Source organism: Spirosoma humi (assembly GCF_054776575.1).
In genome coordinates, this window is sequence record NZ_BAAHBR010000001.1 from 251,783 (window position 1) to 265,465 (window position 13,683).

The 13,683-nt window shown below is 50.6% G+C and carries 8 protein-coding genes; 3 read left to right on the forward strand and 5 right to left on the reverse strand.

Translation table 11 applies throughout. From position 1 onward, the window contains the following. Nucleotides 1–15 precede the first annotated feature (15 nt). Nucleotides 16–2,112 (forward strand): BatA domain-containing protein, encoded by a 2,097-nt coding sequence (locus ACYU8Y_RS01090; RefSeq protein ID WP_460933310.1) that lies wholly within the window; start codon nucleotides 16–18, stop codon nucleotides 2,110–2,112. Here ACYU8Y_RS01090 and ACYU8Y_RS01095 read toward each other — a convergent pair whose 3' ends face one another. The 5 genes from ACYU8Y_RS01095 to ACYU8Y_RS01115 form a co-directional block, all read right to left on the reverse strand. Continuing rightward, entirely contained in the window at nucleotides 2,113–4,380 is a 2,268-nt protein-coding gene (locus ACYU8Y_RS01095) for a TonB-dependent receptor (RefSeq protein ID WP_460933612.1), read from the reverse strand. A 133-nt stretch (nucleotides 4,381–4,513) separates the two neighbouring features. Then, nucleotides 4,514–6,925, reverse strand: a complete 2,412-nt coding sequence (locus tag ACYU8Y_RS01100) for a hypothetical protein (protein WP_460933312.1) — start codon at nucleotides 6,923–6,925, stop codon at nucleotides 4,514–4,516. 26 nt (nucleotides 6,926–6,951) lie between these two features. After that, nucleotides 6,952–8,067, reverse strand: coding sequence for a DUF4249 domain-containing protein (locus ACYU8Y_RS01105; RefSeq protein WP_460933314.1), 1,116 nt, complete (start codon nucleotides 8,065–8,067; stop codon nucleotides 6,952–6,954). A gap of 33 nt (nucleotides 8,068–8,100) precedes the next feature. Then, nucleotides 8,101–10,863 carry a TonB-dependent receptor gene (locus ACYU8Y_RS01110; RefSeq protein WP_460933316.1) on the reverse strand — a complete coding sequence of 921 codons (2,763 nt, stop codon included), beginning with the start codon at nucleotides 10,861–10,863 and terminating at the stop codon, nucleotides 8,101–8,103. 2 nt (nucleotides 10,864–10,865) lie between these two features. Continuing rightward, complete coding sequence (locus tag ACYU8Y_RS01115) at nucleotides 10,866–11,591, reverse strand: hypothetical protein (RefSeq protein WP_460933318.1); 726 nt, start codon at nucleotides 11,589–11,591, stop codon at nucleotides 10,866–10,868. A gap of 334 nt (nucleotides 11,592–11,925) precedes the next feature. On the opposite strand from ACYU8Y_RS01115, the gene ACYU8Y_RS01120 reads away from it, so the two are divergent. Both ACYU8Y_RS01120 and ACYU8Y_RS01125 read left to right on the forward strand, forming a co-directional pair. Beyond that, entirely contained in the window at nucleotides 11,926–13,062 is a 1,137-nt protein-coding gene (locus ACYU8Y_RS01120; RefSeq protein ID WP_460933320.1) for a PAS domain-containing protein, read from the forward strand. A 387-nt stretch (nucleotides 13,063–13,449) separates the two neighbouring features. Continuing rightward, nucleotides 13,450–13,590, forward strand: coding sequence for a hypothetical protein (locus ACYU8Y_RS01125; protein WP_460933322.1), 141 nt, complete (start codon nucleotides 13,450–13,452; stop codon nucleotides 13,588–13,590). Nucleotides 13,591–13,683: the final 93 nt, after the last annotated feature.

The following is a 13,683-nucleotide window of genomic DNA, read 5'->3' on the forward strand; positions in this document are numbered from 1 at the left end:
CCGAAAATACCCTGAATGAATTTCCTCTATCCTTCTTTTCTGTTTGGTCTGCTGGCTATATCGGTTCCGATTGCCATTCACCTGTTTAATTTTCGGCGAACTCGGCGGGTCTTTTTTACCAATGTAGCCTTGCTCCGGACGGTACAAACCGAAACTAAATCGTTTCGCAGACTAAAGCACTGGCTCATTCTGGCCTGTCGTTGTTTGTTTCTGGCGTTTTTGGTACTGGCATTTGCTCAGCCATTTATTCCCAGCAAAAATAAACTTGGTCTGTCTCGGCAAGGTGTAACAAGTCTGTATGTCGATAACTCGTTCAGTATGCAGAACGAGCGGAACACCAAACGGTATCTCGATATCGCCATCAGTAAACTGGATGAGTTGCTGACGTTGTTTCGTAACGCGACTTCGCTTCAGTTGTTAACCAACGATTTTTCGGTGGCCGAGCAGCAGGCCGGAACGGCCGAATCGGTTCGTGATCGCGTAACGTCTATTCGATTTGCGCACACGCCCCGTACCCTCGAAACCGTTTACCGTCGGCAGCGAAATTTGCTTAGTTCCTTAAATCCCGGTGGTCGAAATCAACTTTTCTGGTTCTCTGATTTTCAGAAAAGTACCGCGGGCGACTTGTCACGGCTTACGATTGATACAACCGATCGGTTGTTTATCGTACCTCTCGATGCTCAATCGACAAAAAATGTCTACGTCGATTCTGTATGGCTTTCTACGCCGTTCATTCGCGAGATGCAGAATAACAGCCTGAACGTGAAGTTGACTAATGCGGGTCGGGAGAATGTCAAGAATCTGGCCGTACGGTTATACCTGGACGATACCCAAACATCAACCGCTTCGGCCACGATAGCCCCCGATGGTACGGCCACGGTTGCGCTCAACTTCAACGTAACGACAAAGGGATACCACCGGGGGCGCATCGTTTTCGAAGATTATCCCATCACGTTCGACAACCAGTATTTCTTCGTCATTGAAGCATCTCCGGCGGTTCGGATTCTGCATCTGTATGAACAAAAGTCGGGTCCATCAGATCGGGCAGCCGATTATGTTGATGCCGTTTATTCCAACGATAGCCTGTTTGTTCGGCGGAGTTTTAGTATACAAAATTTCGATGTAGGCCAGCTGAAAGAAACGGATCTGGTCGTTATGGAGGGCGTTACAGACGTGAGCGGCACACTTCGTACAGAACTGGAACGGTTCGTTCGGCAGGGGGGGAGTTTAGCCATCATCCCGCCAGCAAACCCAAATGTCAGCTCGTATGGTCCTTTCTTACAGACATTAGGCGTTGGAGGTGTGCAGGGTACAACCGCACTGGGTACGGCACCAACGCCGTTGCCCGTAGCTGACCCCGACCGGCGAAATCCGTTCTTCCGCGATGTCTTTCAGCAGAGCTATCAATCGGAACCGCTCAATATGCCCGCTGCCGCACCTGTGTGGCGGTGGAGTGCCGGCGAACGACTGCTGAGTCTGCGTGACGGGAATCCTTTGCTGACTCAGTCAAAGGTCATTGGCGGTACGGCGCAGGGAAACGTTTATGTACTGGCCAGTCCGCTGGCATCGGCCTTTGGTAATCTGGCCGAGCATGCTTTGTTTGTTCCAATTATGTACAAGATGGCGGCTCTCAGTGTTCGGGCGCAGCGCACAGCCTATTCGTTCGATGACAACCTGATAACCATTCCCGTTAGTAATCCATCGGAGCGGGCGGTGTACAAGCTGAAGCATGATAAGCTGGAAATTATTCCTGTACAGCGGATTGTTGGCAATCAGCTTCAGCTCGAAATGCCAAAAAGTAACGAACTGACCGCCGGGCAGGAGGTCGAAGCTGGTTATTACGAGTTACGTCTGAATGATAAAACCGAGCGTCTACTGGCCTTTAACCACGGGAACCAGGAGTCGGCCATGAATTTCTACTCGGCTGATGAATTGCGCAAGATTTTCGTCAATCAGCCGAATGTAGAGGTATTCGACAGCATTCAGGACGGCGATTTCGTGCAGGTATTAGAGCAGGAAAATCTGGGGAAAAGCCTATGGAAATACTTTCTGATCGCTGCTCTGGCGTTTATGTTACTCGAAGTCATACTTGTACGCTTCATGAAAGGCTGATTATTTCCCCAGAAAATAAGTTAAGCTCAGGCGTGCAAAAAAGGGCGTTCCGGGCGTGAAGTGAATTTCCTCTACGGGTGTCGCTTCGCCTTTTAACCGACTCTCGGTATCAAATTGTGTTTCTTTCCAGCGGGTGTTCAGCAGGTTCTGAACAGACAGCCCCAGCATGTACTGGCGACGGCTGTAGTTTACCTGCATGTCGGTTACGAAATAGCCCCTGGCCACAATCGAATTGTCTTCATTGGCGGGGCGGTCGCCCATGTACCGGTACCGAAGAGAACCGCTGATGCCTGAGTTGGTTTGCAGGGAAAAGCCGCCCGTCGATGTACATGTAGGCGCCAAAGGCAGGTAGTTTTGTTGGGGTTCGGCGTCGATGGCGCGCGGACGAGCGGTATTGAGGTCAACATCGGCAAAGAGGTGCTTGGTTAACTGATACCGGGCCGATACATCTATCCCCATTCGCCGTGATCGGCCACTTGGTTCGACAACGCCTTCGTCGCCTACGTAAACGAACTCCTGCTGCATCCACAAATACCAGGCGGCCGCATTGATGATCAGTTTGGGGAGGGGTTTTACGATGACGCCTAAATCGGAGCCGTAAGCGGCTGGTAAAATCTGGCGTCCCTGCTGGGCCACGACTACACGGGTGTCGTTGGAGTGAAATCCTTTGCCGGTATTCAGGTACAGCTGCAGGCGTGGGCTGGCGGTGTAATAAACGTTCAGCTTGGGAGAAACGATGGCTTCCTGGGCGTGCCTGATGCTAATTGGGCTTAGTAGTAAATCTTCGTATTGATTCCGGAAATAATCGACACGAACCCCCGCAATAGCCGTAACCCGATCCGAAAACTGAATGGATTCGTCCAGATAAGCGGCTGCGTTAAGCTCATTAATGTTGCCGAATTGTTTCTGTTCCAGTGTTTCCTGGCGGTCTTTGGTGTGCGACAGTTCCGTGTGGTGCGTTAGATCCTGCCGATACTGTAGTCCCGCGGTTGTTGTAAGTCGGGCGCTTCCCAGGTAGCCTGTTCGCGAAAAACTACCGTTATAGCCGAACAGGTTGCGCTGCTCTTTCTGCCGGATTTGATCGCCATTGATAGAATCTTCCTTAAAAAATGTGAAGTTGGAATACAGTTCAAAAGTATAGTTGCTGTAGAAGAACTGATTTTTGATAATGTGGTTGCGGGGGGTAACCGTAACCAGTTGCACATTAACGTTCGTGCGGCTGGTTTCGCCCCCTTCCGAGGGGTCGATGGAGCCAAAAAATCCGATCAATCCTGCGTCAACGGCCCGGTCCGGAATTTGACCCGAGTGATTCCATTTGCTCCAGAAAGTCGAGCCGGTGAGCGTCAGATTTGTGTTGGCCGATAGGTGACCGTGGTATTTCCCGAGAATGTTGAACCGCTTAAAATGTTGGGGATTGTCGAAGTAAGAGTTCGTATACGAATATTCTGATGCCAGGTAAGCGGATTGATTCTTCGCCCGGCCTTTCTGGCCCAGTAAGTCCAGTGCGGCCACGGCTCGATACGTATCGTACTGCCCCGTTTCGAGTTTAACGAATGAATGGTCGAGAGCGGTTCGCGTGCGAAAATCTACCCAGCCTGCCGTTGCCAGATTGCCCTTATCGGTCTGGTATGGACCTTTCTTGAAGTCAGCACCTTCCACGAGCTCAGGTATGACAAAGTGCAGATCTGCATAGCCTTGTCCATGGGCGTGCGACACCATATTGACCGGCATGCCGTCTACTGTCAGGCGAATATCCGTTCCGTGGTCAAGATCAAAACCACGCAGAAAAATCTGTTCGGCCTTGCCGCCCCCGGCATGCTGGCCGATAAACAAACCCGGTACCAACCGCAGAATTTCCTGCGAGTTCGTGATGGGGCGGAGTTTAATGTCCAGACTGCTGATGAGTTGCTGATCATGCGGTCGCTGCCCGGATACCTGAACCTGCTGCAGTTCGATTGGGGCGCTAGCCAGACTTACTTTAACAAATGTGGTCTGATCATCGGGTACGACGACCGCAACGATCTGTGTTTGAAACCCGATGTGTGAAATCTCAAGCTTATACGGAGCTTCCACCAGTCCATCGAAGCGGAATTGCCCTAGCTCATTGGTTAAGGCTGCTTTACCCAATCCCGTCAGTTGCACTGTAGCCCCCCGTAAGGGCTGGTTGGTCGTTTGGTCGTATACGGTTCCGGCTATGTTGCCTAAATGAGCATAAACGGGAAGAAAGCTTAATACCAGCAATATGGTTGAGTAAATCAGTCGCTCCATGTATAGAGTACGCAAACGTCGGCCGGAGTTTGCAATGCACCACAAAAATAAAGAATGTCGCCCATGTTGATGTCGTAAAACTTTCTCCGGAAGATTCGGGATGATGTGAATGCCCCTGATGATCTAGACTCGGCTACTTTGGGCTGTTTTTTACGTTAAACAGTACCCGCTGGCTACCGGCCTGACCATCCATGGTTAAGCCATTTACTTCCACAACATACGTTCCGGCCTGATCGGAGGTGTAAAACTGAACACGGCTCTTGCCCTGTGCGTCGGTTTTAAGATCCGGATTCCAGTACAACAACGTCCGGGCGTCCGGCAGTCGGCTACTAAATTGTCTGTCTGTCTCGTAGCGGGGCGAATAGAATTCCCGCTGTAGCTGCAACCCGTCGTAATCCAGCCTGAGCGCACTGGGGCTTAGCGGGAAGCCAGCCATGTCGCCTTTGTACGATAGGAAACTAACAAGCCCCGGAAACAAACCCTGACCAATAAGATAGTTATTTGTAATCACGTCGATCTGCTTGATTTTCAGTGGGCTGAAATCGATGATTTTGTCCATGTCGAAAATAGGAACGCCATCCAGGAGCACCAGCGATGGGTCTTCGAAAATAGTCCGGTATGGTTCGTTTAGAACATAGAGCCGGAAATGCCCCTGTTTTTTGCGGGGCATTACGCCCAGCACATATTCCCGCAGGACCTCTTCCATTCTGGGAAAACGCGTATACGCGTCCAGGGCATAGGATTCTTTGGGCGTTCCATAAAAAGCAGAGCTATCTACTGATGGGTATCGATACTGGATGGCCTGATCGCCCCAGTACGTGGCCTGTACCTGCATGGCCACACTGCGATTCAGGAGCTGATCGGCCTGCGACTCGGAAACGGCTAGGTCGGGCAAACGTGTGGCGGACAAGGAACTCGAAAACGGATCGGTTATCGTTAGTTTCAGGAGACTATCCTGCGGATTGGTTTGCACAATGACAGGTTTGGGTCCGTAGAAATCCTGCATTTCAAACCGAATTTGTCCGCTAGCATTGCTTCTGGATACATACAGCCGAACGGGTTTGCCGGGTGATGACAGATAGGTAATGATGTTCGGCATGGGTTTGCCCGATGCGGGGTCTGTTACGGTACCCTCAATAAGCATTCCGTTATGTTCGGGAATAAATCGTTTTTTGGGCGTCTGGGATGTGGTTGTTGTCTGATTGCCCAGAATATCGCTCCACCGAAACCGACGCCAGCCGTGGGTAAGCATCAGGTTGTCGGTGGCCAGGGCCAGGTCAGCGTTTTCGGGTTGTAAATAATAGCTGGGCGATTCGATCTGCCCCTGCAAATCAGATGTCATCCATAAATAACTCAGCAGGTTGCCCGAACCCATGTCGGCCAGTGAATCGAGCCGATAAACTGATACCGACAACGCGGCCTGTTTTGGCTGTGCTGCAGCCGCTTCGACAAGGGCATCCAGCGTTACTTTGGTGCGGGAGGCATATTGTTTCTGGTCAGGTTTGAGATCAATCGTCAGTGGCGTCGTGGGGCGTTTGAAATACAAACGCTCACAAACGGGCTTACGGTCGGCGTCGAAAATGGTCAGGTGGGAGATGCCTTCTCCCAACGCTTTTTTATCAATCAGAAATGTAGTTTCTCGCTCAATTGGCCGCTGTTCGGCAACTTTAATTTCGTTTCGGGTATGAGCAAACAGATACACCGACGAGGCTCCATCCAGATTGGTGTTGACCGTTATTTTCACCTGACCGTTGGCCGCTTCCTCAAGGCGCAGGGTATAGCCCTGAGCGTATACCGTTGGGAGAACCTGGGTAGTCATTCGCCCTTTCTCGTCGGCTATCATGACCCGGTAACGCGTATTGGCCAGTGGCGTGAAGGAAAATTTACCGATACCAAACTTGTGCGGGGCGAATTTCGCCAGGGTATCATTCCGCTCATTCAGCAGCCACCCGCGAACCGCCACGCCATGACCCGAGGCATCGGCCACCTTAAACGCTACATTGCCCGGAAGCCCCTGGACCAGATTCCCGCCTTCGGGAAAAAATTGAATATGGTAATCGGGTGTTTCCCGAAGCAAGGGAAGCCCTAGCGGCTTAAATGGATTGACAACGGTCAGGGTCTTTTCGAAGAAAAATCCAGGGCTAAAATTCTTCATCCAGTTCGTGTAAGCGCGCAGCAGGTACGTTCCCGAATGGAGCGAAGAGGGCAAAAACAGCGTGCCCTTACCGCCGTCTGTGCTGAGGGGCACTTTCGTTTGCAGAACAGACTTATGCTCCTTGTCGAGTAATTCGACGTACGTTACTTTGCTTACATCGAGGGGCTGGTGGCGCGTCCCATCGACATAATACACCTTAAACCACATCGTCTCGCCGGTGAGGTAAAAGGCCTGGTCGGTATGCACAAACAGCTTTTCCTGAAGCGATTGCCGCCGGTAGGTGTCAAATGACTGCATCAGGGCACTGGCCGGTGGCGGTGCCTGGCCAAAGGACCGCAAACCGCTGGCAAGCAGCAGGCTAAAAAATACACGCTGTAGAGAAATCGGCATAAGAAAGCTTGTTCGGCAGAGAGTAATTACTTCCAGAAACTGGGCCTCGTCAGTACACCGCCCAGTAAGCGGCAATCCACGCAAAACTCCGAGGAGACCAGGTATCTACCGGTCTCACCATATTTTTTGATTGGGGCAGACTGAAATTTTATGATATCAGCCTGCGAAAATGTATCGATCACGCAGCCGTCGTAGCCCGTGATCGGACGGAATGGCACGTCAGCATAAGTAATAAAAATTCGTTTGGTTTCCACCGTTCCTACCCGGAAGAAGCCCAGCGCCAGTTCGTTCGGGTTGGTGGTGCAGTGTAGGTTTCCCGTAATCTGCGAGGGCTGAGGATCGAAAATAGAGCCAATGTTCTGCGTTATCTTAGCCAGTTGATCATAATAGTCGAAGCCCGGCTGGCTCAGGGCAAACTGCCTGACAAGAAGGCTGTATTTGACGCTCAGCTTGTTCGAATTACCTGAGACAAAGACCAGCGGGAACTGGCTCACAACATCCTGGCTAAGCCGCGTTGTGGAGGTGGTCATGATGTTGGTGGAGCTGTTGCTGCGCCAGCATTGATTGACGCTGAACGGGCGGTCAACGATTTGGTTATTCTTCAATTCCAGCGTTGAATAAAAAGGCGTAAAGTACTCCCAGGTTTCGTCGTACTCCCAGCGGTAATACCGCGTGCTGTTCTTCGGATCATGGGTGTTCACATTGATCTGGACGCCATTGTCTTCGACCCGCCAGCTAACGCTGTCAATGGGTGGTGTCTGAATCACCGGCACATAGTCCGAGTAGTACTCGACACCCGTTGCCGTCCGCACGTGCAGGCGGTACGTTTCACCCGATATCGGCGTTGCACCCGACAGCGTATAGGTGCCTGCGGTGCCTTCTATCAAGGGAAACGTGGCTTTGCTCTGGCTTTCGATTGTCACGGTAGCCTTCGTTTCCACGGTTGGGGCTTTGGTGTCCGTCAGGTTCTGTGAGCGGGTTAGCTGAATCGTCGATGTAGCGCCCGGTGCACTGTCGAAAAATCCATTTACGACCAGATAACTACCCGGCGATGTAATTTCGGGCGGCCGGTAGGGATCTACGCACCCGCCAACGAGCAGGATAAGCAACCAGGTGAGAATGTTTAGGCATGTATTTCTCATAAACGTAAAGCGCGGTATCACTACTTGTTCGGCTTAAAATCGGAAATTATACGTGACGGATGGTATTGGGTTACCAAAGATCGACAGCTGATAGCCGTTGATGCGCCCATTCTCGGCTTTAAAGTACACCGAATACGCGTTATGCCGGCCCAATAGGTTATAGACCGAAATGGTCCAGGAACTGTGCGCCAGCTTTTTTACTTTATGATTGCCCTCAATGTTCATGGCGATATCGGCGCGGTAATAGTCTGGAATTCGATACTGATTGCGTTCTGAATAAAGCAAACGGGCTGAATTGTCGAGTATATATTTGCCAACCGGCAGGGTAATAGGCCGCCCGGTGCTGTAGGTGAAATTCAGCGACACACTAAACCGGCGGCTTAATTTGTAATTGCTGATCATCGTAAAATCGTGCGGCTTGTCGTAGCTACTGGGGTAAAAATTTCCCTGATTGATGGTTTCGCTGTTCATGGGGCCGTTGGTACGCAGCAGCGTCCGGGCATAGGTGTAACTAAGCCAGCCGTTCAGTTTGCCCGTCGTTTTCTTGAGCAGAAACTCGATTCCGTAGGCTTTGCCCTCGGCCTGCACAACGTCCGTTTCGATGTGGTGATTCAGAATCAGGCTAGCGCCACTCCGGTAGTCGAGCAGGTTTTGAAGGGTTTTATAATACGCTTCGACCGATAGCTCAATGGTGTTATTGCGGTTGTTTTTATAAATGCCCACCGCGTATTGATCGCCTACCTGCGGCTTGATGTTCGGATCGCTGAGTTTCCAGATGTCAGTCGGCGAAATGACGGTCGTGTTCGATAGCATCTGAATATACTGTCGGGTTCGGTTAAAGCTCGCTTTTACGGAAGCCGTGTTCGACAGGGCGTACCGGATGGCCAGCCGATATTCTGGTCCGTGATACGTGGAAATGGCTTTGTTGGCGTTGTAGGAAAGGGTGTCGACAATGGTATTTACCGACTTTGGAAAGCCCGGTGCATATTGGTAGACCGATCCCGGTCCCAAATACGAATAGAAGGAATAGCGCAGGCCTGCACTGATCGACAGCTTTGGGCTAATGTCGAAGCGGTCGCCGATGTATACGGCACTTTCCAGCCCCTGTTCCGTGGGAACCACATCGGGTAAAATCAACGACTCACCACCGCTGGGGCCGAAATTGCCCGGCGATATTTTGTAATGGGTGCCACTGATCCCGAAATCAAGGGCATGTTGATTGGTGGGGTAATAATTGAAATCCGCTTTCAATTGCGACTGCTTGATGGAGAAGGCCAGCTTGTACGCATTAACCGGATTCTTTTCGCTCGACACATCGTATGTATATCCGCTGTAGCTGCCCGTGAATACACTGTACAGTTTATTGGTTATAATGTGTTTCCATTTCAGGGTTGCGGTCTGGTTTTGATAGCGGTAGGCGGTATCGCTGTTGAGCTTGAACCGGTCCTGACTTAAATAGCCCGTCAGGTAGACCGTATTCTTCTCGTTAAAATCATGGGTGATGTGGAGGTTGACGTCGTAAAACTGCGCCTGGCTTTTCTGGAAAGACGCGTTTTGCAGTTGTTTCAGCAACCAGTCGGAATAGGAAGAACGAACCCCCGCAATGAATGACGTTTTGTCTTTGAGTAGGGGACCCTCCAGCGTTAGGCGGCCGGTGAGCAGGCCAATTCCCCCCGATCCAACAAATTTCTTTTTATTGCCATCCCGTGTCTGAACATCCAGCACCGACGATAGCCGCCCGCCGAAACGAGACGGAATAGCACTTTTATAGAGTTCGGCACTCTTGATCATGTCGGGGTTGAAGGCCGAGAAAAAGCCGAACAGGTGCGATGAGTTGTAGATGGTCGCGTCGTTATACAAAATCAGGTTTTGGTCGGTAGCGCCCCCGCGCACATTGAGCCCGGTCGAGCTTTCGCCCACGGTTTTTACGCCGGGCAACGTCTGAATAACCCGCAGTAGATCGGCTTCACCCAGGGCCGTCGGTACCTGCTTGATACTCTTGATATCGACCCGTTCCTGCCCCATCTGAAGGCCGGAGATGTTTTTGTCTTTTTCGGCCTCGATGATCACTTCTTTGAGGGCAATGACATCGTCTTCCATGTCGATATCAAACTTACCATCGGCATACAGGATAATTCGGCGACGGGTATCCTTGAGGCCTATACTTCGCAGTTTAAGGTCATGACGCCCGCGGGGCAACGTGATGGCGTAAAAGCCAAATTGATCCGAAATGGTGCCAATACGAGGGTTGTCCAGATAAACGGCTGCCCCCACGACGGGCTCGCCGGAGGAGGTATTTCGCACATAGCCCGAGAGTGTTGAGCGGCCCGGCCTGATTGGATTGGTGCGTTTACCGATCTCGTATACTTTTGTTTCAGGCTCTACCCGTTTTGGCTGGCTCTCCGTCAGGTACGTCGAATCGACGCCCGAATCCGAGCGCCCCCGGACGAAGAAGCCAATAGGTAATTCGGTGCTGATAGGGCGGGTCGTGGTGATGTAAACGCGTTGCTGATTATCAATGGCAAACGAGTATTTAGTGTCCTTGAAAAGTTGCTGGAGTACAGAGCGGATAGGTTGGTTTTCGATCCGCATATCCACGGCAATGCTATCGGTATCAGCCGGATTGTAAAAAAAACGGTAGGGTGTCTGGGCCTCAATCCGCTCAACAAACTGGCCGAAGCGCAGGTTTGAAAAATCACCACGAATGGGTTTGTCAGACACTGCCTGTCCGGAAACGGTTGTCAGGCAGCAAAGTAGTCCGAGAAAGAGGAAACAGGCGCGGTAAAGTTGAGCCATAATTACTTGGTTAATTCTTCATACCGTTTTGTCAACTGCGTAACCGCTAGTTCTCGCTGGTCGTCGGTAAATTTCAGTTTGTTAGCCCGTATGTATTTACGTAGGTTTTTGGCCTGGTCGGGAAACAGGTTAAGCAGCGAACGCTTACTTTTTACTTCGTGATACACTCCTTCTTTCAGGACGTAAAAGCGGTCTTTGGGGACATACTCTGCCCGATAGGAGCCACTCGAAATATCTTCATGAACGGTTTTTACCCGATGCGACAGGGCTTTGGTCTTGCCAGGGGACAGCACTTCGTAATAGCCTGTTGGCAGGCCCGTTGCGCTATCACCAACGATGCGCGAAAACTGATGGGTTCCCAGCGTAAAGGCAGCTACGTAGTCATTGCGTACCCGCAACCGATACCCACCGCCCGGTGGCTGAACGACTAGTTCGTCCCGAACGATATCATACAGCATTTGCACCTCCTTATACTGCACACCATTATATAGAACTGTGCCTAGCTGAAGACTATCTATTCGATAAAAGGGGTGAATTTTTATGCGGTAATCGTGCGCAATGTACTCGTTGCCTTCGTAAATATGAGCCTGCTCGTAGAGTGTTCGTTCGTAGGCCGCTATGGCCTGATTTCGGGCTACCTGCCCAAACGAGGTATCCGGCGGGGTGCGTTGTCCGGCAGCGGTTGTGGTCAGGTACAGAAGAAAGAGAAGGATAAACGTATAGGGCATGGGCATTCAGGAGGTCATGCGGTAGATGACTTTCTAAAAGTAGCGTAAACTAGGCAAATACTACTCTTTAAGGAGGTATTATCTGCTGATGGACAAACTAATTAATTTCTTTCCCGATGAGTAGAGCTGTCAACATAATCTGCTTAGCAAGCGTTGTTGTATCATTTACACAGGCAGATAGCATCCCTTATCGGCCGTTATATGACCACCTCCTTTAGGGGTGCGAGTATTTAATCGTCTGATGAGTAGCTTGTTAGCGTTTTGCCCGGAAGATAGGAAATCACTGGCAATGATTATATTTACCAATTAGGAGACAGAACTTTGCCCCAGCCCAATGAACCAGATAACTTTGCCTTCAACCGAGTTAGTACAAAATGTATTGATGGCATCGCCCAATGGCGTACTGGTTCTTCAGGCTATCCGGAGTGCCGATGGCAGCTTAATCGATCTGTACATGACGATGATAAACGCTGTCGCTGAACGGGAGTTGGATTGCCCGGCTGTTGAAGCATTGGGTCAGTCGTTCGTTCAGGCCTTCCCCCATTTAGCGGAAAAAAACTTGCTGCAACGGTATCGGAATGTATTGGATACGGGCCAATCGGCTCAGTTCGAGGTTCATTACTTTCGCCCCGGACAGGCGAAGCCTAGCTGGTTAGCCGTATCTGCGGTGCGACTAGAGAAAAATATTCTGATCACGTTTACGGATAGTACCGATGCAAAAACAGATGTTGATGAGGGAGCCATGGCCGATACGATGCGACTTGCCTTCGAGGAGTCGGTCAACGGAATATCTGTTTTTGAAGCCATCCGCGACGAATATGGGCAGGTCAGCGATTTCAAACTGATCATGGTGAATGAAGCCGGATTGAAAATGACAGGCTATCAACGCGACGATGTGGTGGGCCGTACCATGTGGGAAATGTACCCGGCAACGAGTATCAATGGTCTTTTCAAGCAATATGTGCAGGCCTGCGAAACAAACCAGATCATTCACGTAGAACATTACTATCCTGAGTACGACATCTGGCGCGAGGGGAAAATTGTCCCTACTGTAGCGGGCATCATGGTTACCTACAATGATACGACAGCCGTCAGGAAGGCACAGGAAAAGGTTAACCAGCAGGCTCAGCTTCTGGATGTCGCGCTGGAGCATATTCCGGCGGGAGTAGCCGTGGTCGAGCCTGTTTGGCCGGATAGGGGAGAATCTGAATGTATAGTAGACTTTCAGATTGTTAAGGCTAATTCGACGCTGGGATATATTATCGATCGCCCTATATCCGAGGTAGTGGGTCAGCCTATAACCACTACGTTTGCGTGTACCCATGCGGCAACCTTACTTCGTTACTGTACAGAAAGCCTTGGAAAAGAGGTTACGCAGACGTTCGACATGATAGTGAATCAGCAGCCGTATCGAGTTTCGGCAAGGGCGACGGGCGATCAGCTACTTTTATCATTCACCGAAGCAAACTGATTGATTTCTTTTCGTCTGTTCGTTTCTTACTGCGTGCATCAGTCGCTCCGGACAGGATTCGTAGTGGCCTACTCATCACGTTTGTTCTATATACAGTGATCTCGGCCGTACGCTACACAGCCGCTCTATTTCCATTCGCCATAACTTACTGATCCGAATATACCCATCTGCTCCGCTCATGATTAGTATGACTGTTATAACCTAGTATGCATTCTGGTGTTTAAAGTATATAATGTGAAATAATTATAGTATAATTGGACCTGTAGAGCCAAAGATAAACTTGTTCAAGCTTGTCTGTATGACAAGCCTGGAGCGGGTTTGCTTTACCTGATCGTTCTATACGTTAACAGCGAGGAAATAATCTGATACCCTTTAATTGTGCGGCAAATGGCTGGAAAAACTGTACCCTCCGTAAACTCATTACCCAAAAAAACATACCAGACACCCAGCATTAAATTACTGGGGAATGCTAAAAAGCTAACGCTCAAGAGTGGTTCGGCGACCGACGGCTTTGGTACGTTTGTTTAATGTTCGCCAGGGGCAACCCACTAAACCAGCACCGGGTCCACTCGGTAGGCCTTATGGCGAACGAGTGGACCCGGTGCTGGTTCAAGAAGCAAA